General features: G+C 45.2%; 19 protein-coding genes. 5 read left to right on the top strand and 14 right to left on the bottom strand.

Features of this window, described 5'->3' with window-relative positions:
* Window positions 1-45: 45 nt before the first annotated feature.
* On the bottom strand, window positions 46-408 hold the full coding sequence (locus D104_RS21630; protein ID WP_024022735.1) for a nucleotide pyrophosphohydrolase: 363 nt from the start codon (window positions 406-408) through the stop codon (window positions 46-48).
* A gap of 3 nt (window positions 409-411) precedes the next feature.
* Window positions 412-1,566, bottom strand: coding sequence for a M14 family metallopeptidase (locus tag D104_RS21625; RefSeq protein WP_024022734.1), 1,155 nt, complete (start codon window positions 1,564-1,566; stop codon window positions 412-414).
* 37 nt (window positions 1,567-1,603) lie between these two features.
* Here D104_RS21625 and D104_RS21620 point away from each other — a divergent pair, with 37 nt between their 5' ends.
* Window positions 1,604-2,119 carry a hypothetical protein gene (locus D104_RS21620; RefSeq protein WP_024022733.1) on the top strand — a complete coding sequence of 172 codons (516 nt, stop codon included), beginning with the start codon at window positions 1,604-1,606 and terminating at the stop codon, window positions 2,117-2,119.
* A 121-nt stretch (window positions 2,120-2,240) separates the two neighbouring features.
* Window positions 2,241-2,726 carry a putative 4-hydroxy-4-methyl-2-oxoglutarate aldolase gene (locus tag D104_RS21615; RefSeq protein ID WP_024022732.1) on the top strand — a complete coding sequence of 162 codons (486 nt, stop codon included), beginning with the start codon at window positions 2,241-2,243 and terminating at the stop codon, window positions 2,724-2,726.
* 23 nt (window positions 2,727-2,749) lie between these two features.
* On the opposite strand, the gene D104_RS21610 is transcribed toward D104_RS21615, so the two are convergent.
* The 3 genes from D104_RS21610 to D104_RS21600 all read right to left on the bottom strand — a co-directional run bounded on the left by D104_RS21610 (window position 2,750) and on the right by D104_RS21600 (window position 4,132).
* A complete protein-coding gene (locus D104_RS21610) occupies window positions 2,750-3,361 on the bottom strand; it encodes a MarC family protein (protein ID WP_024022731.1) in 612 nt (203 codons plus the stop codon).
* Window positions 3,361-3,591, bottom strand: a complete 231-nt coding sequence (locus D104_RS37520) for a transposase (protein ID WP_024022730.1) — start codon at window positions 3,589-3,591, stop codon at window positions 3,361-3,363. The genes D104_RS21610 and D104_RS37520 overlap by 1 nt, the downstream gene beginning before the upstream one ends.
* A gap of 283 nt (window positions 3,592-3,874) precedes the next feature.
* Window positions 3,875-4,132 carry a MafI family immunity protein gene (locus D104_RS21600; RefSeq protein WP_024022729.1) on the bottom strand — a complete coding sequence of 86 codons (258 nt, stop codon included), beginning with the start codon at window positions 4,130-4,132 and terminating at the stop codon, window positions 3,875-3,877.
* Window positions 4,133-4,329: 197 nt separating this feature from the next.
* Here D104_RS21600 and D104_RS21595 point away from each other — a divergent pair, with 197 nt between their 5' ends.
* A complete protein-coding gene (locus D104_RS21595) occupies window positions 4,330-5,199 on the top strand; it encodes a lipase family protein (RefSeq protein ID WP_024022728.1) in 870 nt (289 codons plus the stop codon).
* Window positions 5,200-5,203: 4 nt separating this feature from the next.
* Here the strand turns inward: D104_RS21595 and D104_RS21590 are convergent, their stop codons facing one another.
* The 4 genes from D104_RS21590 to D104_RS21575 are packed head-to-tail and all read right to left on the bottom strand — an operon-like array spanning window position 5,204 to window position 12,234.
* On the bottom strand, window positions 5,204-7,939 hold the full coding sequence (locus D104_RS21590; RefSeq protein WP_024022727.1) for a hsp70 family protein: 2,736 nt from the start codon (window positions 7,937-7,939) through the stop codon (window positions 5,204-5,206).
* A 3-nt stretch (window positions 7,940-7,942) separates the two neighbouring features.
* Window positions 7,943-9,703, bottom strand: a complete 1,761-nt coding sequence (locus D104_RS21585) for an Hsp70 family protein (protein WP_024022726.1) — start codon at window positions 9,701-9,703, stop codon at window positions 7,943-7,945.
* A gap of 2 nt (window positions 9,704-9,705) precedes the next feature.
* Window positions 9,706-10,299: a DUF2760 domain-containing protein gene (locus D104_RS21580; RefSeq protein ID WP_024022725.1), complete on the bottom strand. Its 594-nt coding sequence runs from the start codon at window positions 10,297-10,299 to the stop codon at window positions 9,706-9,708.
* 21 nt (window positions 10,300-10,320) lie between these two features.
* On the bottom strand, window positions 10,321-12,234 hold the full coding sequence (locus tag D104_RS21575) for an ATP-binding cassette domain-containing protein (RefSeq protein WP_024022724.1): 1,914 nt from the start codon (window positions 12,232-12,234) through the stop codon (window positions 10,321-10,323).
* A gap of 262 nt (window positions 12,235-12,496) precedes the next feature.
* Here D104_RS21575 and D104_RS21570 point away from each other — a divergent pair, with 262 nt between their 5' ends.
* Both D104_RS21570 and D104_RS21565 read left to right on the top strand, forming a co-directional pair.
* A complete protein-coding gene (locus tag D104_RS21570; protein WP_024022722.1) occupies window positions 12,497-13,591 on the top strand; it encodes an efflux RND transporter periplasmic adaptor subunit in 1,095 nt (364 codons plus the stop codon).
* 11 nt (window positions 13,592-13,602) lie between these two features.
* Window positions 13,603-16,842 carry an efflux RND transporter permease subunit gene (locus D104_RS21565; RefSeq protein ID WP_024022721.1) on the top strand — a complete coding sequence of 1,080 codons (3,240 nt, stop codon included), beginning with the start codon at window positions 13,603-13,605 and terminating at the stop codon, window positions 16,840-16,842.
* A gap of 105 nt (window positions 16,843-16,947) precedes the next feature.
* Here the strand turns inward: D104_RS21565 and D104_RS21560 are convergent, their stop codons facing one another.
* From D104_RS21560 to folC, 5 genes are all read right to left on the bottom strand, one after another.
* A complete protein-coding gene (locus D104_RS21560) occupies window positions 16,948-18,123 on the bottom strand; it encodes an O-succinylhomoserine sulfhydrylase (RefSeq protein WP_024022720.1) in 1,176 nt (391 codons plus the stop codon).
* A 97-nt stretch (window positions 18,124-18,220) separates the two neighbouring features.
* Window positions 18,221-19,729 (bottom strand): amidophosphoribosyltransferase, encoded by a 1,509-nt coding sequence (gene purF, locus D104_RS21555; protein WP_024022719.1) that lies wholly within the window; start codon window positions 19,727-19,729, stop codon window positions 18,221-18,223.
* Between the two features lie 76 nt (window positions 19,730-19,805).
* Window positions 19,806-20,339, bottom strand: a complete 534-nt coding sequence (locus tag D104_RS21550) for a CvpA family protein (RefSeq protein WP_024022718.1) — start codon at window positions 20,337-20,339, stop codon at window positions 19,806-19,808.
* Window positions 20,340-20,415: 76 nt separating this feature from the next.
* Entirely contained in the window at window positions 20,416-20,994 is a 579-nt protein-coding gene (locus D104_RS21545; protein ID WP_024022717.1) for an SPOR domain-containing protein, read from the bottom strand.
* Entirely contained in the window at window positions 20,991-22,253 is a 1,263-nt protein-coding gene (gene folC, locus D104_RS21540) for a bifunctional tetrahydrofolate synthase/dihydrofolate synthase (RefSeq protein ID WP_024022716.1), read from the bottom strand. Before folC ends, D104_RS21545 begins: the two co-directional genes overlap by 4 nt.
* Window positions 22,254-22,255 lie beyond the last annotated feature (2 nt).

Genomic DNA, 22,255 nt, shown 5'->3' with positions numbered 1-22,255 from the left:
GCCAAATTGTTCTATTTGATGCACTTTTTTTAGATTTTTTTTCGACTAGTACTCACTGTACTTTTTCGCATTGCCTTTTACTTTTTCTGCAGGATAATTCGCGGCATTTTTTACCATCTTCTGCTGCGCAGCACTGAACAAATCAATATTCAATTTATCCGCCAAACGTACCGTGAACAAAAGCACATCAGCCAGCTCTTCTTTTACCGCTTGCGCCTGCTTATCGTCTAAATGATAAGAATCGTTTTCCGTTAGCCAACGAAAACAGTCTAATAACTCGCCGGCTTCGCCCGCTAACGCCATGGATAAGTTCTTTGGGGAATGAAATTGATCCCACTCTCGTTCTTCAGCAAATTGGCGCATAGCCAGCTTCAGTGCGAGCAAAGCGTCCGCTTCTGGAGCTGTCATCGATCAGTCGTCCGCCTTCATATGAGGGCTCATAATGACTTGATAAATTGGGTATAAAATATCTGCACCAAGAATTTTAGCGCGCTCTGGTGACCAACCCACAATCTCATCCGGTAAGTTTTTATTGTCCTTAAATGGCATTTCCAAAGTAAACGACAAACAGTTGTAAGTTTCGCCAACCCACTTAGTCGCTACAGTCAAGTTCGCTTCGCCAAATTGATCAGGCGTGTAACCGACTTCAGTTTGAAAGTCTGGGCTGACGGCAACAAACATATCTTTAAACAAAGTCTCCATGGCTTCCATACGCGCATCAAAAGAAGGAACACCTTGGCAACCGTCTACAAAATTTACCGGCAAGGCTTCATCACCATGAATATCCAAAAACATATCTACGCCGGTTTCGGCCATTTTTTTCTGTACCGCGAGTACTTCAGGGCTGAATTCTTGCGTGGGATTTTTCCACTCACGGTTTAAGTTAACGCCTTTTGAATTCACGCGTAAATTACCATGCACCGCGCCGTCTGGGTTCATGTTCGGCACAACGTAAAAACGACACTGGTTCAAAAGTGAACGGGCAATGGGGTGTGATTCATCAAACAAGCGCTCAAGCAAGCCTTCGACAAACCATTCCGCCATGGTTTCACCTGGATGCTGACGAGCAATGATCCAGATGTTTTTTGCCAAACCTTGGGTTTTGCTCACTTCCAACAAGGTAATATCACGGCCTTCCGCCGTTTCACCCAAATGGTCAGTAATGCAATCTTCGTGGCTGGCAGCCCAAGAAATCATGTCTAAATGACGCTCGTAGCTGTAAGGGGCAAAGTAGGCATAATACACACTGTCTTGTTCTGGCTGATGCGTAATCACCAATTTTCCGTCTACGTATTCTGTCGGTACACGGAACCAATATTCCCGATCGTAAGAGGCAACCGCTTGGTAATCTACCCAGCCATCTGGGTAAGCCGCGTTGCTGGCGTTCTCAAATTGAATGACACATTGCTCACCCATTCCGCCTTGTAATCGAAAATAAAACCACTGGAGGAATTTAGAGTTTGTATCATTAGGGATCTTTACTCTAATATTGTCCGGCTCCGAGGCTTCAATAACGGAGATGTTACCGCCATCAAACGCACTACTGATCTTGATTCGGCTGGTCATTTATTCTTCCTTAACAATCAAACATTGGTTCTAAATTATGGCAAGTTTACCTATATTCATGACGGCTGTCGCCAACTCTTCCGACGAACCCGCTTTCCCTTTGCTTTTCACTTGGTCTACCCATGAAGCACAGGTCAAAGAAGTATTGGTCATTCCCGATGACGAATGGTTGGAAAACCATCAAATCGAGCCAAACCTTCACGACCTTGATGAGCAACAACTCCACGAATTTGGTTTTGAAGCCAGCGACATTTTGGCTGAATGGATCAATGAATTTGATACCGACACGATTTATGGCTTGGAACCTGAACTGCTCAACCAATTAGTCGACGCGACATACGACATAAAAGGATTAGAACCAAGCTTCGAAGTACAAAGCATTCATTCTTGGTTTGAAGAGCGCGATGTCAACCTTGACGACGCTATGGCAGAACAAGGCCAAACAACACCACTGCATTTGTTACCGCCCGATGAGCTCATCATCCAATTACTACAAATCGCAGCAGAAAACGGACTGATTGATCCAAGCGACATCCCTACCGTCGAAGAGTAAAAAATCACCTTGAGCCGTCATCATTCGCATCGATAGTAACTATCGATGCGAATGACTGGCATTCAAGCGCCTCTCTATTTAAAGTTTAAACAACGTAACATGATTCTAAATAGGAACCACTATGAAAGACATCCTTCCTGATTTGTGCGATTTGTACCCTGAACAACTTCAAATTGCTGAGCCGATATTTACCTCGTACGGGAAACGCAGTCACTTTTATGGTGAAGTCGTTACCGTTTCATGCTTTGAAGACAATAGTCGCGTACGCGAGCTGGTCAACGAAAATGGCAAAGGGAAAGTCATGGTTGTGGATGGCGGCGGCAGTAAAAGACGTGCGCTACTCGGCGACATGCTGGCGGAAAAAGCCGCAAATAATGGTTGGGAAGGGTTTGTGATTTACGGCGCCATACGCGATATTGCAGCGCAAACCACACTAAACATAGGCATCCATGCATTGTGTGCGCACCCAATGCCCACGGAAAAGCGTGGTTTAGGAGATTTAGGTAAAACCCTGCGTTTTGCTGGCATGGCGATTAGCCAAGGGGATTATATTTATTGCGACTTAAATGGCATTGCGGTATCTAAACAGCTATTAGCCCTTCCGTAGAAAGGCTAATTTCTTAGGATCCGTTATAGTGCCGCTAAGGTATGAGTGAACAGACTACGCACACCATTAACCAACATCTGTACAGACATCATCAGCAACAACATACCCATTAATCGCTCTAGCGCCGCCAAACCTTTCTCTCTCAACACGCGATTTAACAATGGCGCCATCGCCAGAATGACGACCGAAATACCCCAAGCCGCGCCAACAGAAATCAGTAAATCCTGTTGGTCATTTGGGTAACTCTTCACCATCACCAATAACGTCGCCAAGGTCGAAGGCCCCGCCAACATCGGAATGGAAATCGGCACAATAAAAGGCTCCATCACAGGGCCAGCTTCTTTCGTGTAAGGCGATGGAAAAATCATCTTCAACGCAATCACAAACAACACCACGCCACCCGCAATGGAAATGGACTCTGTTTCCAAATGCAACAGTGCCAAAAATTCTGCCCCAAAAAACAAAAAACACACCAAAATGATCAATCCGATTAATCCATCACGCAACACGATCTGGTATTGGCGTTTCTGTGGCACACCCTTCATCACAGACAACAAAATAGGAATATTGCCAAACGGGTCGATGACAAATAAAAACAACAAGGTGGCGGATAGAATGGAAAACTCGGTGCTCATTAGATACTCAGGTTCATTTTTGGGTAAATTAAAGCCGCGTAGTTTAACGTATTTAGCGGCATGCTGATAGCCGCGTAAATCAACACAACATAGAGTGCAACCGCTTCACGCATAAGATACAGATATGTCTTATAATCAGAATCATCACGAAAACACGCATCGCGATTATTTCCGCGCTGGGTAATATGTAATGGGCAATCGGGCAAATATAGTCGTGGTCGTCGAGCCATCGTTTCTTCCTTGAAACAAGTGATCTCTATATCTTAATAAAGTTTATAAGGGAGGCGCAAACATTGAGAACAAGAGCGGTTATATTCTGAAATCAACGACACTGACCCCTTGAATCTCTGTGCAAAGGTCTCTCCTTATTATTAACCAACAATTATTTTTGTATTGTTTTTCCTGAAAATAATCGTAGGAAATGAATAAAAACAGCCGATTTCAGGGAAGTTTTTTCTGAAAACGGCTGGATTGAAAGCAGAAAATGTCTATGGACAGTGTGGACAGGACAATTTAGCTTTCCGCTATAAGCTCCCTCAAATAAGCTAAATCATCTTCGCTAATATTTAATTTCTTTGCCAGTAAAATAGCCTCATCAAACTCATCAGCTGTAATAGATACTTCGTTTTCATATAAATATTCAAACAAAGTATCTAGAGCTACTGAATTCTCTCCACGATTAACATAATCCATAGCAAAACTCAGTGATGCTTTATCTAAGCGTTCATTAAAGTTGGAGCCAAAATTTAATATATGATCTGATGTCTTCATTAGGTTTTACTCAACTGGTTTCAAGTTAGGAATAGGATCATTGTCAGGAATGGACTTCCCTGAGTTTCCTAGACAATTTCTGGCTCCGTAAGATATTGCTTTTCGATGCTTCAAGTCTTCCAAAAACTCCTGTCCGAGAACACTATTTTTTAGTACTCTCTGCACCTTCTTACTCTCATGTTGTCTACATTTTTTCTATGCTGAAATTCACACGTGCGTTGCTGTCTCTTATTTTCATTTTTCCATTCGCATTGGCCTTTGCCAATCCAGATTTTTCCGTTATTAAAGCGCAAGCTAAGTTATCGGACGACACCTATCTTGCTGCAGAATCCATGGCCGAGCACCTTCAAGAACAAGGTCAAACCTTAGTCCATCAAGCGACGTTTGTTAATTCTCAGGTGAGTTATTTGTTGAGCGAAAAAGATGGCGTGCAGACCATTGCGATTCGCGGTACGGCGAATCTTGAAAACGTCATGCTGAATCTGAATGTGTCTTTGCTTCCTGACACCAAACTGGACATTATGCTGCATCAAGGTTTTGCCTATGCCGCGAAAGCGGTTTACAAGGATGTGAAGCCGTATCTTGTGGCAGGAAAGCCGATTCAAACAACAGGACACAGCCTAGGCGGAGCGATTGCTGTCATTGTTGCCATGTATTTGAAAATGGACGATTACCCTCTCACCAATGTCGTGACGTTCGGACAACCAAAAGTGACAAACGTATCAGGTGCAGAAAGGTTCGCGGGGTTGCCTCTAACCAGAATCGTTACACTTCAAGACATCGTGCCTTTGGTTCCGCCCTTAAGCCCATTACAGATTCAGGAATTGGACATTTATTGGCACTTAGGGGAAGAAGTCATTTTGATGGGAAACAATAAATTTTCCATTACGAGCGGGATCAAAAGCATGTTACGAGCCACCAAGTTCACTTCGGCTATACCAAGCGAGCAAAACCTTACGGCCCATAAAATGACAACGTACCTTGGGTTGGTCAATGCGTTGACTAAAAAATCCACCGAAGTGCCTTATAAAATGCAGATCAGTCTGTTTGGGTTTTCACTGGAATAATGACTTAAACCAGTGATAATCGCAGCCCTATTGGCAGGCTTTCCCCTACCAATGCGTTTAACTCGTCGCTGTTAATTTCTATTTGGCTTTCTAAACGCTCAACCCATTGGGTTGGGCATTTGTCTTTTTTAAGCTTGTTGGCGATTTTTTTACGGTAGACTTTTAGTTTTTCTGATTCATCCACACTGACTTGACTCATCAGAACCGCCGCGAGGCCTGCCTGCTTACGTTTCTTCCAATCCTCTTTCAATGCAAAATCAAGAATCGGAAAAAGGCGCTCTTCAGAAAGCCGCAGTTCTTGTTTACCTGACAACAAATGACGGGAAGCAATTCTTCCCACTGTCCACCACGCCGTATCGGGCTCTGAGGTTTTCTGTAGACGCTTTATCAGCCAATCCACCACGGTGATTTTGTCTTCGTTCGGCACCGCTTCTAACGCGCCCACAAGGCGAATCAAATCGTCACTGGATTTAGTGGTTAAAGACTTAGATTTTTCACGGGAACGCTGCCCAGTTGGCGAGTAATACTGACTAAACTGCTTCAACAACACTTGCTGCTGCTCAACCGACATACCGCCTGCAATACGACGATATAAGGTCCAATACTGCCCCCAAACGGCTGCGCTATCAAACTGAGCCCCCGCCTTGGTAATGTTAATGACTTGTTGAACGCGAGTGACATCGTCTGCCGCGCCAAAACCAGGGCGTAAGCAATAACCAATCAGTTGCAACCATTGACGTTCATGCTGAGCACTTTTCATGCGGCCAGATTTAAGGCTCAACAATTTATCAACCAAGCGACGAGACGTCGCCACATTCCAATCATCGCGCCTGCCCAATAGTTGATCAAGGTCTTGCTTCAACGCTTTGACCAACTCGGGTTTGAGTTTTTGACCCGCCGCGGAAAAACAATGCGCAAGGTGCTCCTCCGCTTGGCCCATATTGGAATGCAACAATTCGTCTGAATCGGAAAGATCAATTGATTCGGTACTGGACGTTGAAAAATCCAAGCGCCATTCATCACGGCCGTTCTTGGCATTCAGAAGCACTTGTAACACACCCACTTCTGTCATTTGCACTGACATTGAAACAGACCGTTCAGCGTAATCTTCAATGCTGTCTAATTCCGTTGCCAAATTCGAAATATAATGAAGGCCCTTTTCATTTCGTATTTCACCCACAACGCAGTCAATATGATCATCGGACCGATACAAAGGAAATTGCACGTGCTGACCCAAGGTGACAAAAAACGCTTGTGCCAACACAGCAACATCACCTTTCAGCGTGCCCTTTGGTAAGATACCAACAAACTGATCGTCACCAATTTTCAAATACAAACTGTGCGCAACACCACTTTCTATGCGTGCGTTGTCTCCTGCTAAGGCGTTTAAATACAGGGTCGCGCCTTTTGCCACCGCGTCATTTGGCTCTTCGGCAGAACAGGCTAATATCGGTTCGTTTGACCACGCATTTAATTGCTCAAGCAATCGGGTTTTTAATACTGGACTGTTAAATAATCCACCATTAAACAACACCGCATCCGGCATAGCAGATCCCGTAGCGGCTTCGATTTCCGCTTTATGTTGCTGCAAAAACGCCGCTAAATGACGGGTAAAAGCAGGGTCAGATTCGTACGGCAACCCTAATGTGTGCATGGCGTAATCGTTTTTTTGTACTGAGTCGCCCGACTCGACAAGCGGAAAGAAGCCCGTGTGAACCTGCTCTAAAAGTGCGTCTCTTGAAACGTTGAATTTCTGAGAACCTCCGATCAAACGACTGCCGCCGCCCAAAACGGTAATGCTCAGAGATTCTGGTGCGTTATCGCCTAACAAGCGCTCTTTGGCTTGACGAGTTTGCTGCACTAACGCGGCAAGTCGAGACGCAGATAACGCTGAGATCTGTTTCGGGTCAAGCTGAAAAGCCAAAGCTTGGTCGAGATTATCACCACCAAGTAACAAGTGTTCGCCCACCGCAATGCGCTTTAATGAAATCGAGTTTTTTTGGTGATCCGTTTTTGAAGCCGGTTTGATGGCAACCAAACTAAAATCACTGGTACCGCCGCCGATGTCGACCACCAACAGCATTTTTTTGTCCGCCAAGGCCGCCAGCTTTTCATCATCGCTGATGTAGTAATAACAGGCCGCTTGAGGCTCTTCTAATAAATATAAATTGTCCAATCCCGCCAATGTTGCCGCTTCTAACGTGAGCGCTCGCGCTTCTTCGTCAAAAGACGCCGGCAATGTCAGCGCGATCGATTGTGCAGCCAAAGGGGCGTCTGGAAAACGATGATCCCAACTTTGCTTAATGTGCAAAAGCAGCATTTTACTGGCTTGTAATGGACTGAGTTTTTTAACCGCGTCACTGCCCCAAGGAAGAATGGCCGAGCGACGATCGACTTGTCGATGACTCAACCAACTTTTTGCACTCTGTACCAATTGCCCCGCACGGCGTTGGCCTAACGCCAATGCGCCCATACCAACAACACAATTCGTTTCATGATGGCGCCACGGTAAAACAGGAACAACCTTATCTACTTCATCGTTTGCCAATACGTAAATTGCACTCGGTAAGTGGTTAAACGCCTGAACGGAGCCATCGGCCATCACTTGAGGAATAGATAATAATGTAGGGGAATTTAGATCCGCGTTTGTACCGGTTGACGAAACGTAAGAGACGACACAATTGGTCGTCCCTAAATCAATCCCAACGCGGTAAGAAGAACGAAAAGCGGGTTGCGTCATGGTTTACGCCTCTCTAACTTGAAACTCGATGGTCCAACTTAAATCGGATTGTGTATCGTGCGCTTGCAACAGTAACAATCCCAATTCGGTGACCCGTGACGTCAGGTAAATACGCACCATGTCACCGGCTTTATAATGTCCCGCGTCCAAACGAACTGACAACGGGTTCAATTCATTTAGCTGACCCAAAGAGAATGCCGAAACGACTTTGCCAACCGCATCGACATCATTTTGCTTAGATTGGAAAAAACGAAACGTCACGCTTTCACCCACCACAAGAGAGAATTCATTGGGCAGCATTTGCTCCTCTGAACCTTCTTCCAAACCAAATGGCGCCACACAAATGGCGTCCACTGGCGGTGCCATACCTGGAATAGCGGGCATAGGGCTCGCAACACCAATGTAGTAATTCGCGGCTAACCCACTTTTGACCTTCACGCCGCCTTCCGCTTGAACTTGGGCGTAATAGGTAGCACCTTTGGCCACCGCGTAATCCAAATGCGATGGCGTCAACATCGTCAGCGGGGCGTCGCCCAATAAGGTTTGCAAACGAGATTCTAACGTAGTGCGAATTAACGTCGAGTTAAACACACCGCCATTTAATAAAATTTTGCTCGGCGTTACGTCATGCTGAGACAAAAACTCACTAATGTGACGTGTGATCGCAGGGTCCGCTTCGTAATCCAAATTGATTGTACTAAAGCCACTTCGAGCTGCTTTATGAGCTTGCTCATCAAGTTGTACTGACGGAAAAAAACCATCAATCAACAATTGCTGAACATCAGCTTGAGTCAAGGTCGCTTTGACACTGTTATTAAACAAACTGCGCCCACGACTTGGCACCACCACACTGGTTTCTGCAATGTCTGGATTAGACAACAAACGTTCTTTGGCTTCACGACACGCTTGGGTCAAACCTGTGATTTGCCAAGGCTCAAGTTGTGTTCCATTTTGCGCAAGTTGAGCGGCCAAATGATAGGTCAGCGTCATATCCATGTTGTCGCCGCCCAGCAAAATATGGCGACCGACTGCAATGCGCTCTAAGCCCAACGTACCGTCTTGCTCAACGGTTTGAATCAAAGACAAATCCGTTGTACCGCCACCCACATCGACCACCAAAATGTGTTCGTTTACTGTTAGGTTATCCGTCCAATTTTGTTGGTCACTTAGCCATGCATAAAACGCGGCCAGCGGCTCTTCTATTAGGCGCGCTTTCAAACCAACGTGTTCCGCGGCGCTTTCGGTAATGGCACGGGCCGCAGGGTCGAATGACGCAGGTACGGTAATTACAACGGTTTGTTCGGCAATGGGCGCGTCTGGGAATGCATTTCCCCACGCGCTAACAAGATGCGCCAATAAGGTTTCGGTCACGTGCGCTGGTGAAATTTTTTCCACTTCGTCCAGTGCATCAACAGGAAGTACGCCTTCCTTTGCACTAACACGAGAATGGCACAACCAGCTTTTGGCACTTTGCACCAAACGGCCAGAAGATTTCGCACCTAACTCACGCGCTAATTGCCCTACTATGGCCTTAGCTTTGCCCCAAGGCAGTTGCAAATCACTGTCGAGAAATTCCGTTTGATGCGGAAAATACACAAACGATGGCAACAAAGGTAACTCTGTAATTTGACCCGCCGCGGTGAATTGAGGAATGTTGAGTTGTTGAATACCACTTAAAACATGTTCTGTTGATTGATTAGAAGCGGAATAATAGACGGCAGAATGCGTGGTACCTAAATCGATACCGATAAAATAGTCACCCATAGTTATACCTCGACTTCAGCTGGCGCTAAAATGGTTAGGTTATCGGTGTTGGTAACTTTTGGTAGGCGCGTGTCTGTGATTTTCCAACCGGGATGAATTAAGGTACCAGTATAAGGACCCGTGCCTTCCACACGACCTTCCAATTTAATCTGCTTCGCATCGTAATCGGAATGAACCTCAACACGGCTGTTCTCGGTCGCCGAATTCACTGCATCAATGGTAAAATACTGCTTCAAAACGTTTGCGCAACCTGCGTGAATTTGGCGCGCGGCGGCGCCAACATCCGCATCGGTGTAGTCGCCAATGCTTTCTTGTAAGAAGTCGACAAAGCGCGCTTCTTGCTGCAATAGTTGCAACAATTGATGCGCTCCATCTTCGTTCACTGTGTCCAAGGTTGGCGCAGCGATTTCAATTTCGCGAATAACGTCAATGGTTTCCGTAATAACTTTTGGTTCTACTTCACTCGCTAGCAAATCACCTGCAGCGACCTGTTGACAGCGAGCGGCGTAATCGCCGCTCCCCATGTATTTGAAAAATTGACCAAATGCACCAAAAAAACGAGGCACAAACGAAACCGCTTTTATTGTCTTTGTCATAATTTACCCGTTTTGCACCGTTTACCCATTCTGCATAGTTTCAAGTTCAAGCCAACGTTCCATGGTTGCTTCAAGCTCTTGTTCTTTGTGTGTCACTTTCGCCAAGGTCTTCTGCACTTTATCGGCATCACTTGTGTAAAAATCAGCGGCGCTTGTTGTGGCATGAAGCGCTGCAATTTCACTTTCCAACTTAGCGATGGCTTCCGGCATGTTTTCAAATTCACGCTGTAGTTTATAGCTTAGTTTTGCTTTTGGCTTAACAACGGGTGCAGCGGTTTTTTTGGCCTCTGCCTTGGCTTTTTCTTTTTTTGTTGGTTCGTCGTTGGTTTGAGACGTCGATTCCGTTGGGAATTTACCGCCTTGGCGAATCCAATCTTGATAACCACCAACGTATTCTTTGACCTTACCTTCGCCTTCAAAGGCAATCACGCTGGTCACAACGTTGTCCAAGAAAGAACGGTCATGGCTGACCAACAACAAGGTGCCATCGTAGTTCATCAACAGCTCTTCAAGTAACTCTAACGTTTCAACATCTAAGTCGTTTGTCGGCTCATCCATGATCAATAGATTGGCTGGTTTGGTGAACAACTTGGCCAATAGAACGCGGTTACGTTCGCCACCTGATAAGGCTTTTATCGGGGTACGCGCACGCTCTGGTGGGAAAAGAAAGTCACCAAGGTAACCAATTACGTGTTTGTTCTGACCATTGATCTCGATAACGTCTTTGCCTTCGCCCACGTTCTCTGCAACGGTTTGCTCAGGGTCTAGCTGCTCACGCAACTGGTCAAAATACGCCACGTTCAATTTAGTACCTTGACGAACCGTTCCGGTTTTCGGCTCGAGATCACCCAAAAGAATTTTTAAGAAGGTACTTTTACCGCAACCATTTGGGCCGATCAGACCAATTCGGTCGCCACGATTCACGATGAAATCCATCGGTTGCAAGATCACTTTGTCTTCGAAAGAATGACCGACTTGAGCAAACTCAGCGACCAACTTGCCAGATTTCTCTTTGGTTTCAATCGCCATTCTGGCATTGCCTTGACGGCCAATACGCTCTGAACGCTCTACGCGCAACGCTTCTAGCGCTCGAACACGGCCTTCGTTGCGGGTACGACGCGCTTTAATGCCTTGGCGAATCCAGACTTCTTCTTCTGCGAGGCGCTTGTCAAACAAGGCATTCGCACGGTCTTCTTCTTCCAATAATTTTTCTTTGAACGTCAGAAAAGCGTGAATATTACCACTGAAAGAAATCAGGTTACCGCGATCCAATTCGATGATGCGGTTTGCGAGTTTTTCTAGGAAGCGACGGTCATGGGTAATAAAGAGGATCAAACCTCGGAATTGCTGAAGCTGTTGCTCCATCCATTCGATCGTCGGAACATCCAAGTGGTTAGTCGGCTCATCAAGTAATAAAACGTCTGGGTTAGAGATCAGCGCTTGCGCCAAAATAACACGACGACGCCAACCACCCGATAACTCAGACATTAACTTGTCTGCAGGCAACGCCAAACGTTGAATCATGTGATTCACACGCTGCTCTAAATCCCAACCTTGGATCTTGTCCAACTCGGTTTGTATGTCGCCCAATTCATTTGAATGATCGTTTTCAAAGTCTTCAAGCAACTTGAAATAGCGCGTCATTAAGGCATGCGCTTCACCCGCGCCTTCGCTGACGACTTCACGAACTGTTTTGCCATTCGCTTCAGGCAACTCCTGAGGCAACTGAGCGATCTTCATTCCGCCTTCAAGTCGCACCATGCCTTCGTCCGGCACTTGCTCACCAGAGATGACTTTCAATAACGTAGATTTACCTGCGCCATTGCGACCGATAATAGCAACACGCTCACCGGCGTCTGCTGAGAAACTGATTTTTGACAGCAGTGGATTATGCCCAAAAGCAACACTGATCTGTTCTAACGACAATAGACTCATATCTATCCATATAATGTAAAAATTTTGTGGCGGTATAGTATCACCCTTCTAAGTGAAGGTTCAGCAAATAGACGACGTCAAATGCCAAAAAAGAAGAAGGATTTTCTGGCTGGAAAAGAAAATCATCAATTTCTGTCATAAAACAATGCATTAATCTTGCTAAGATCTTTACAAAGAATAAGCAAAACCTCTTCCTTCGCATTTATTTGCGAATATACTGTGTCTAATAAAATAATAATTACGCTATTTCATGGAGCATTGAATGGAGTTAAAAAGCAAAGTAGGCCCGATCACCGCCGTTGTTGTTGCCGCTGCAACCGTTGGCTGGATGTATTTAGGTGGCAATGGCGTTACCGTTAGTCCGACTGAATCCACCCCTAAAGAAAACACCATCTCATCCCAAACAGCAGAATCAAAACTCGCTCATGCCGTACAAGCCAAAACACTGGTTGCGAAATACATTGAAATGCATTTACCGCTTAGCGGAAAAACCCTTGCGGATGAAACCTTACAGATTACCAATAGCTTCCAAGGTCGTGTGACAAAATTGCCAATCGAAAAAGGCCGTTTTGTTCAGAAAGGGAAGGCAATTGTTCAAATTGATACTCGAACACTTCAAGTGCAAATAGAACAAGCTCGCTTATTAGTGAAACAGAGAACACTTGAACTAGACGGTGTGAAAAAGCTCGCGGCCAATAACCTGTCATCTAAAGTGAATGTAGCGCAAGCAGAAACGGATCTCGCTTCCGCCAAAGCGTCAGAACGCGCCTTATTGGTCGATTTGGAAAACGCCAATATCACCGCGCCCTTTTCCGGTATTTTAAACACACTGGACGTTCAAGAAGGACAAGTGCTGTCGGTTGGTGCGTCTATCGGCACACTAGTGTCATTGAATCCCATTAAAGTCAGTGTCAACATCCCTCAAAACAAAATCCAACAAGTAAAACTGGGCACACAAGGCAACATTCGCCTTGAATCCGGTTATGAAGCAGAAGGTTTTGTGTCTTACATTAGCGCTACCGCGAATGAATCCAGCCGAACCATTACGGTCGAAATGCAGGTTGAGAATCCTGACAATGTCATTCCCGCTGGATTAACCGCCTCGGTGGATTTCATTTTGGACGAACAAAAGGCTCACGCTTTTTCACCAGCGCTGTTAACACTGGATAATTCAGGCAGAACCGCGGTGAAAACCATTGATATTGACAACAAAGTGGTTATCTCCCCAATTGACATCGTTAAATCCGAACGCGATCAAGTTTGGGTTAGTGGCCTACCTGATAATGTGAACATTATTACCGTCGGACAAGGGTTTGTGTCGGCTGGCGATAAAGTCGAAGCACACTATCAAAACTGAGGAGGCTCAACATGCAAACATTGATTGAGGCAGCCTTAGCTCGCTCACGAACGGTCATGATGTTTTTTGTCCTGATATTGGTCATGGGCACCGTTTCCTACATTGAAATTGCCAAAGAAAGTGATCCTGATATCACCATTCCAATGGCTTACGTGTCGGTTTCTTTGGAAGGCATTTCGCCAGAAGACGCGGACAGTTTATTGGTTCACCCCTTAGAAAAAGAACTCAAAGGGTTAGAAGGTTTAAAAGAACTAAAATCAACCGCCTCTGAAGGCCATGCCTCTATTATTCTTGAATTTGAGTCTGGCGTAGATATTGACCAAGCCATCAGCGATGCAAAAGACAAGGTAGATCGAGCCAAAAGCGAACTGCCAGACGATGCGGACGAACCCACCGTCACAGAAATAAATTTGTCTACTTTTCCCGTATTGCGAGTCAACTTGTCTGGTAATGTCAGCTTTGCTGTACTGAGCCGTACCGCGAAAAACCTACAAGATTCTATTGAAGCCATCGATGGTGTATTAGAAGCCGACATCAGCGGCGATCGAGATCAGCAAGCGCAGATCATCATTCGCCCTGAACAACTCGAGTCTTACAATTTATCTTTGGCGGATGTGGCAAATTTCGTTTCTGGCAATAACCGTTTAGTGGCCGCAGGCAATTTGGATACGGGCGCTGGGCGCTTTTCACTTAAAGTCCCTGGACTCTTAAAGACAAAAGAAGACATTCTTAATCTTCCTATCAAAGCCGATGGCGACCAAGTGGTTCTGTTAGGTGATATTGCCACTGGCGAATTAACCTTTGAAGACCCAAGCAGCTATGCTCGTGTCGAAGGCAAACGCAGCATTACACTGGCGGTTTCCAAACGCGTTGGCGTTAACATCATAGAAACCATTGAAGCAGTAAAAGCCGTTGTTAAAAGTGAAAGTGAGCAATGGCCAGATGGCGTCGAATACAATCTGACTGGTGACAAATCAACCGACATCGAAACATCGCTCAACGACCTATTTAATAACGTTCTTGCCGCGACCTTGTTGGTTATGATTGTTATCGTTTGGGCGTTGGGGATTCGAAGCGCACTATTGGTTGGCTTGGCCATTCCTGGTGCGTTTTTATCGGGTATTTTGATTCTTGATCTACAAGGTTACACCATCAACATGGTGGTATTGTTTGCCTTGATTCTCAGTGTCGGAATGCTGGTTGATGGTGCCATTGTGGTCACCGAATACGCTGACCGTAAACTGGCCGAAGGTGCCTCAAAACGCCAAGCTTACAGCGAAGCGGCAAAACGAATGGCGTGGCCTATTACAGCGTCCACAGCCACTACGCTTGCCGTATTCATGCCTTTGTTATTTTGGCCTGATATTGTTGGTGAGTTTATGCGTTACATGCCAATCACCATTATCGCAACCTTGTCTTCCTCTTTGGTGATGGCGTTAATTGTGTTACCGACGATTGGTTCAATCATTGGTAAAAAAGGCGCTTACAGCGAAAAAACCATGCATGCGTTGCGCATCACTGAAACGGGAGACCTCACTCAACTAACCGGACCAACCGGCTTTTACGGTCGCATGTTGACTCGATTGGTTGAGCACCCTATTTGGGTGCTTCTGTTCACGATTACACTCTTGATCAGTGTGTTCGCAGGCTATGGTAAATTTGGCAAAGGCATGGAGTTCTTTCCAAACATCGAGCCTGAATCCGCCAATCTAGACATTCGCGCACGCGGTGATCTTTCACTGGAAGAAAAAGACGCACTCGTACAGCAAGTTGAGCAGCAAGTCATTGGTACGCCAGAACTCAAAAGCGTGGTAACCACGTCTTATGCCACACCTGGAAACAGCGCGGCGCCAGACAGCATTGGCTCAATCAGTATGGAGTTTATTGATTGGTACAAACGTGATTCTGCCAGTGTGATTTTGGACCGTATTCGCGAGAAGACGAAACAAATTCCGGGCATAGAAGTCAGTGCTGAAAAAGAACAAGGCGGGCCACAATCTGGTGCAGATATTCAGCTGCAACTTAGCTCCAACTATTCCGTCGCCTTAAATTTAGCCGCGGATGAAATCAGCAAGCAGCTGCTTGAAAGAGATGAAATCATCACGGTCAGCGACGATAGGTCGCTGCCTGGTATCGAATGGCGTATTGACATTAACCGTGCAGAAGCCAGCCGTTACGGTGTGGACGTGAACAGCTTAGGCAATGTCATCAAACTCGTCACAACCGGCATTACATTAAGCGATTTCTTGCCCGATGGTGCGGATGATAAAATCGATATTGTATTGCGCTACCCTGTTAATCAGCGCAGCTTAGATCAATTAGATCAACTGCAAATACCGACCAATCAAGGCAGCATTCCAGCCAGCAACTTTATCCATCGCTATGCCGCTCCGAAACAAGGTGTCATCAATCGCACAGACAGCAAAAAAACCATTAAAATTGACGCCGATGTCAAAGATGGCCTCGTTGTCGATGAAGTAATTAAAGCCATTAAGATAAAACTGGATGAAGCGAATATCGACAAATCTGTGAGCTACGAATTCCGTGGCAATACAGAAGATCAGCAAAAATCCATGATGTTTCTGATCAAGGCATTTGGCGTGGCTTTCTTTATTATGGCGATCATTTTGGTCACTCAATTTAATAACTTCTTCCAATGTTTATTGATACTGAGCGCTGTTGTTTTCTCTACCATGGGCGTGTTTATTGGCTTGATGCTGAAAGGACAACCTTTTGGTGTGGTGATGAGTGGTGTGGGGGTTATTGCATTAGCGGGAATTGTGGTGAACAACAATATCGTACTGATCGACACCTTTAATGGCTTACGTAAGCAAGGCATGATGGTACGTGAAGCGGCCATTCGGACAGGGGTTCAGCGTTTAAGACCTGTAATGCTGACCACGATTACCACGATTCTCGGCTTGGTTCCTATGGTCTTCCAGCTAAATATCGACCTAATACATCAGTCACTCAGTGTTGGCGCACCATCCGCCCAATGGTGGACACAACTATCCACCGCCATTGCTGGTGGGCTGACCTTTGCAACACCACTGACGTTGATACTAACGCCATGTTTGTTGGTATTAGGTTATCGAAGGAAGGAGCAAAAACAGCTTGACGCCTTGCAGGAAGAAATCGTCCAAAAGGAAACCGTCCAGAAAGAAAACCCTGAACATGAACATGAACATGAACATGAGCATGAGCATGAACATGAAGACGGTTTAGCAGAAAACAAGACTCCGCATCATTAAGCAATAAATGTAAAAAACGGCTTTAGAAATCATTCTAAAGCCGTTTTTTTTCATCTCAACATTCAACCAAATACCGAAACCGAAACCGAAACCGAAACAAATAGGTTATGTCAGTTGAGCTAAAGCAACATCGACATCGGCAATAATATCGTCAATATCTTCCAATCCAACCGATACTCGAATTAAGCCTTCAGTAATGCCTGCTTTGGCTTTTTCGTCATCTGTGAGTCGACCATGAGTCGTCGTAGCAGGATGCGTAACCAGCGTTTTCGTGTCACCTAAGTTGCCGGTAATAGACATCAGCTTCGTCGCATTAATAACGCGCCACGCCGCTTTACGTCCGCCTTCCACTTCAAATGACAAGAGTCCGCCAAAGTCCTTTTGCTGTTGTTTGGCAAGCTCATGGTATTTATGACTTGGTAAACCACCGTAATTCACCTTAAGTACTTTTGGATGCGCTTCTAAGTATTCCGCCAATTTCATGGCATTAGCGGAATGTGCGGTCATACGTAAAGACAAGGTCTCTAAACCGTTCAATAACACCCATGCATTAAATGGACTCATACAAGGCCCTGCACTGCGCATAAACGCGGTGAAGACATTTACGATCTCTTGGCTGGCAATCAAAGCGCCGCCCAAGCAACGACCTTGCCCATCGATGAATTTGGTCGCCGATTGCATGACAATGTCTGCCCCTTGCGTCAGCGGGTTCTGCAGCGCAGGCGTCGCCAATACGGTGTCAACGCACAACAATGCACCTTTTGCATGCGCCAAGGCCGCCACGCGAGCCACATCAACCACTTCATACAATGGGTTAGAAGGCGTTTCAAAATAACAAAAACGCGTATTGTCGTTAATCGCTTCTTCCCATGCTGCGTAGTCCGTCGCATCAACGTAGATTACTTCAACACCAAACTTTGTCGTATACGTGTTAAAAAATTTAACCGTTGACCCAAAAATATTGCGCGAACAAACAACGCGATCGCCTGCACTCAGCAAGCTATAAGCCAACGTCATCAATGCCGCCATACCGGAGCTAGTTGCAATAGCGGCTTCGCCTTTTTCCAGCGCAGCTAAGCGCTTTTCAAATAGCTCGACGGTTGGGTTCGTAAAGCGTGAATAGACATTCCCTTCATCTTCCCCTGAGAATTTTCCTGCCGCTTCTTCTGCGCTTTCGTAGGCAAAACTAGAGGTCATAAAAATGGCTTCGCTGTTTTCTTGCTCTTGCGTTTGACGAATACCCGCACGAATCGCATTCGTGGCGTCTTTATAATCAGACATTACTTTACTCCAAAGCCATTCTTTAAAATATTTCCCAAAAACAACTAAGCCAGGCGTGACCTGGCTTAGTGTAATCCGTCACGAGACTCTGCAAATATTACATAGGATGCATCATATCGCTACTCTGCATGTCTTCAACAGCAGATTTATTCATATCATTACGAGCACCTTCGATGCTGTCTAAATACGCAGTGTCGATGTTTCCTGTAATGTAGGTACCATCGAAAACAGACGTATCAAACTCGCGGACGTCTGAGTGTTTTTCGTCAATACAGGCTTCAATCAAGTCATCAAGATCTTGAAATATCAATTTGTCAGCACCTATTAGTTCGCATATTTCATCGACATTTCGACCATGTGCAATCAACTCTTTCGCCGCTGGCATATCAATACCATACACATTTGGGTGACGAACTTCAGGCGCGGCAGAAGCGATATAAACTTTCTTAGCACCTGCATCACGTGCCATTTCAATAATTTCTTTACTTGTTGTACCACGCACAATCGAATCATCAACCAACAGAACCGTTTTGTCTTTGAATTCAAATGGTACTGGGTTTAACTTCTGACGAACCGATTTCTTACGAATTTCTTGGCCAGGCATGATAAACGTACGACCGATATAACGGTTTTTTACCAAACCTTCTCGGAATGGAATATTCAATGACTGAGCAATTTGCAGCGCGGAAGTACGGCTTGTATCAGGAATTGGGATAACCACGTCGATATCATGATCTTTCCATTCACGCTGGATCTTTGCCGCCAAACGATCACCCATGTTCATACGTGCTTTGTATACCGAGATACTGTCAATAACGGTATCTGGGCGAGCAAAATAAACGTACTCAAACAAGCAAGGACGAGCTACTTTTTTAGGCGTACATTGACGTACATGCACTTTATGATTTACATCAAAAAAGATCGCTTCACCAGGTTGAATATCACGTTCTACTTTAAAGCCTGCCGCGTCAAGCGCCACACTCTCAGAAGCAACCATGTATTCAAGACCAGTATCTGTTTCTTTAGAACCATAAATTAATGGACGAATGCCATCAGGGTCACGGAACGCCAAAATGCCATAACCAGTAATCAAAGTAACGACGGCATACCCACCTTCGATACGTTTATAAACACGCTCAAGGGCGTTAAAAATATCTTCTGGTGTTGGTACCAATTTCGCTTCTTGATGAAGTTCATGGGCCAAAACATTGACTAACACTTCAGAATCAGACGTCGTGTTAATATGACGCAAATCAGATTCAAATACTTCCCGCTTTAGTTTTGCGGTATTGGTTAGATTGCCATTGTGCGCAAGAGAAATACCATATGGAGAGTTAACATAGAAAGGTTGCGCTTCTGCGGAACTGGAAGTGCCAGCCGTAGGGTAGCGAACATGCCCGATTCCTATATTGCCTTGGAGTTTTTTCATATGACGAGTGCGAAACACTTCACTCACCGGACCATTGTCTTTACGTAAGCACAATCGTCCATTATGGCTAGTTACCATACCAGCAGCATCTTGCCCACGATGCTGAAGAACGGTTAATGCATCAAAAATAGCCTGATTAACCACGGACGTGCCAACGACACCAACGATACCACACATGTTCTAGATCCTCGTGTTGGGGAATTGCGACCAATGCCGCAAAGTACTTTGTCTATTTCGCCACTATGTTTAGTGACTAATTACCAAGGGCGCGATCAATGAGAGTCGAATCCATAAGATCCGAACTCTTGCCTAACATGTCACGCGTCCAGTCATTCAGTTGACCCAGTTGAGGAATCAATTGGGAGGTTTTCCAAAATTCTGTTTTCTCAATTGCAGGGCTTAAACTCAATAAAGAGACAAAAGCGACCACAATTAAGCCGCCTCGAGCAAAACCAAAAAGTGTGCCTAACACCCTGTCAGTACTCGATAAACCGGTCACTTGGATCAAGGTGCCCAGCAAATAGCTGACGAGCGCCCCAACCACCAAGGTTGCGATAAACAGAGAAACAAAAGAAACAATATAGCGAATTTGATCATTTTGAACTTGATCAAGTAACAGCGCTTGCATTTGATCTGAGAATTTCACCGACACAACAAAGGCAACAACCCAAGTTAGAAGAGATAACACTTCTTTGACAAAACCTCTTTTCAAACTCAAGAGGGTGGAAAGAACCACCACGGCGATAATCAACCAATCCACCGTCGACATTGAATCTACTTGTTCCATGAATACCTCTTAAAAATCGCTGCGGAGTTTAACAGATGCCTGTCATTTTCCAAATACTGAGGCAACAAACCTCACACTAATTCACTGAATATTTAACAACGATTCCGTTTAAGCTAAATTTTTTCTTAATTTCTTCACGTTTTTTTTCAGAGGTTTCTCTTTTAAACACTGGACCGACATAGACTTTATACAGTGAATTTGTCGTCAAGCTGTACGCATCATAATCGGCATCTTTGAGCTTTTGGACTAATCGAGTCGCGTTGTCTTTACTTTTAAACGTCGCAATTTGTAGCACCCAACGATCCGCAATTTTTTCTGGTGTGATTTTTTTAGCCGGTGCTGTGACTTCTGGTGAGGACGCTTTTACTTCTGTATTTGGCGTTTGATCAATATCATTGGCAGACTGAGGTACGGGAATGAGACTAATGTCGCCCACAGAGGTTTCTTCGGTGTTTTTTGAAACATTCGACAAGCTGTCTACGGGTTTGACGGGCGATATTTCCGGAAGAGGAAACGCCGGTGGCGCCGTAACGCGCACTTGAACATCAAGCTCTGGCGGACGCTCACCATCTAAAATTAAGGGCAGTATAACGGCAGCAGATAGCACCATAATACCGGCGCCAATTAATCTGTATGTTATGGTTCTATCTATCATAAATCACTCTTCAATTTATCCAGCATCAAATAATCGGAGACAGTGACAAAAGAGCCAAAGACAACAATGGCGCGTTGCTCGACTCGCGCTGTAGATAAGGCCGCTTCAAACGCGTCTTTCACAGAAAGACAAGCATGAACATTCGAAACAAGATCGGGGGAAAATCGCGTGATGTTTTTCACCAACTCTTCGGCTTTTGCGCCCCTCACACCTTCTAAATCACAACAAAACCAATCCGAAAAGCAATCGACTAAATGCGACATAACTCGACTAATATCTTTGTCTTTTAACATGCCGCAGACAGCAATGGGCTTAGGTGAAAGGCGCCCTATTCTCTGAGCTAGTTCTGTTGCGGCTTCTGGGTTATGAGCCACATCGATATACACATCAGGAGAAGAAGCCACCTGTTGAAAGCGCCCCGTCAACTGCGCAGTTTGAAATAAAACAGCAAGATCATCTTGAGCAGGTGAAAACCCCATATAAACTAAGACAGCAATCACGGTCGCTGCATTCTGCAAGGGTAAAGAAGGTATTGGCAAATGATCGTACTGGAAGCCATTTCCGGACCAACACCATTCGTTTTGATCGGACACAAAACTAAAATCGACACCCTTTTGGCGTAAATGCGCCCCCACCTCCGTCGCTGTAATCGCAATCGACTTAGGCGGATTAACCACACCGCTAATCAGCAGTTTGTCTTTTCTCGCTATGCCTGCCTTTTCACGAGCAATAACCTCAAGATTGTCACCAAGCCAATCAATATGATCTAAAGAAATGGAGGTCACAACAGCCACATCCGTGTCGATCATATTGACAGAATCTAACCGCCCACCTAACCCAACTTCAAGCACCCAATAATCCAAATTGGATTGATCAAAAATCCATAAGGCTGCAAGCGTACTAAACTCAAAATAGGTTAATGCAATGTCTTCCCGTGCGGCTTCAATCGCCTCAAATGCTCGACAAATAATATCGTCATCACAAGGCGCATTGTTTAGGGCTATGCGCTCATTGAAAATAAGAAAATGGGGGGAGGTATAAGTCCCAACCGAATGGTTTTGCGTACAGAGGTATTGAGTCAACATCGCGCAAGTAGAACCTTTACCGTTCGTACCTGCCACTGTGATGACTTTATTTTTTGGTCTAGATAAATTCAATCTAGCTAATACTTTACTCCCTCTTTCAAGACCAAGCTCTATTTCAGAGGGGTGTTGGCTCTCAATGTATGAGAGCCAACTCGCTAATGACGTGTGCGTCATTT

It is taken from the genome of Marinomonas profundimaris (assembly GCF_000508165.1).
In the GTDB taxonomy this organism is placed as follows: domain Bacteria; phylum Pseudomonadota; class Gammaproteobacteria; order Pseudomonadales; family Marinomonadaceae; genus Marinomonas; species Marinomonas profundimaris.
Note: the sequence above shows the minus strand (reverse complement) of the source record. Positions and strands in the feature narration are given on the sequence as shown.

Coding starts and splice junctions, on each gene's coding strand:
- D104_RS21550 (WP_024022718.1), bottom strand. CDS start 20,339: ATGGAACAAGTAGATTCAATGTCGACGGTGGATTGGTTGATTATCGCC.
- D104_RS21545 (WP_024022717.1), bottom strand. CDS start 20,994: ATGATAGATAGAACCATAACATACAGATTAATTGGCGCCGGTATTATG.
- D104_RS21600 (WP_024022729.1), bottom strand. CDS start 4,132: ATGAAGACATCAGATCATATATTAAATTTTGGCTCCAACTTTAATGAA.
- D104_RS21585 (WP_024022726.1), bottom strand. CDS start 9,703: ATGGGTGACTATTTTATCGGTATCGATTTAGGTACCACGCATTCTGCC.
- folC (WP_024022716.1), bottom strand. CDS start 22,253: ATGACGCACACGTCATTAGCGAGTTGGCTCTCATACATTGAGAGCCAA.
- D104_RS37520 (WP_024022730.1), bottom strand. CDS start 3,591: ATGGCTCGACGACCACGACTATATTTGCCCGATTGCCCATTACATATT.
- D104_RS21565 (WP_024022721.1), top strand. CDS start 13,603: ATGCAAACATTGATTGAGGCAGCCTTAGCTCGCTCACGAACGGTCATG.
- D104_RS21615 (WP_024022732.1), top strand. CDS start 2,241: ATGAAAGACATCCTTCCTGATTTGTGCGATTTGTACCCTGAACAACTT.
- D104_RS21570 (WP_024022722.1), top strand. CDS start 12,497: ATGGAGTTAAAAAGCAAAGTAGGCCCGATCACCGCCGTTGTTGTTGCC.
- D104_RS21595 (WP_024022728.1), top strand. CDS start 4,330: ATGCTGAAATTCACACGTGCGTTGCTGTCTCTTATTTTCATTTTTCCA.
- D104_RS21610 (WP_024022731.1), bottom strand. CDS start 3,361: ATGAGCACCGAGTTTTCCATTCTATCCGCCACCTTGTTGTTTTTATTT.
- D104_RS21590 (WP_024022727.1), bottom strand. CDS start 7,939: ATGACGCAACCCGCTTTTCGTTCTTCTTACCGCGTTGGGATTGATTTA.
- D104_RS21630 (WP_024022735.1), bottom strand. CDS start 408: ATGACAGCTCCAGAAGCGGACGCTTTGCTCGCACTGAAGCTGGCTATG.
- purF (WP_024022719.1), bottom strand. CDS start 19,729: ATGTGTGGTATCGTTGGTGTCGTTGGCACGTCCGTGGTTAATCAGGCT.
- D104_RS21560 (WP_024022720.1), bottom strand. CDS start 18,123: ATGTCTGATTATAAAGACGCCACGAATGCGATTCGTGCGGGTATTCGT.
- D104_RS21620 (WP_024022733.1), top strand. CDS start 1,604: ATGGCAAGTTTACCTATATTCATGACGGCTGTCGCCAACTCTTCCGAC.
- D104_RS21575 (WP_024022724.1), bottom strand. CDS start 12,234: ATGAGTCTATTGTCGTTAGAACAGATCAGTGTTGCTTTTGGGCATAAT.
- D104_RS21580 (WP_024022725.1), bottom strand. CDS start 10,299: ATGACAAAGACAATAAAAGCGGTTTCGTTTGTGCCTCGTTTTTTTGGT.
- D104_RS21625 (WP_024022734.1), bottom strand. CDS start 1,566: ATGACCAGCCGAATCAAGATCAGTAGTGCGTTTGATGGCGGTAACATC.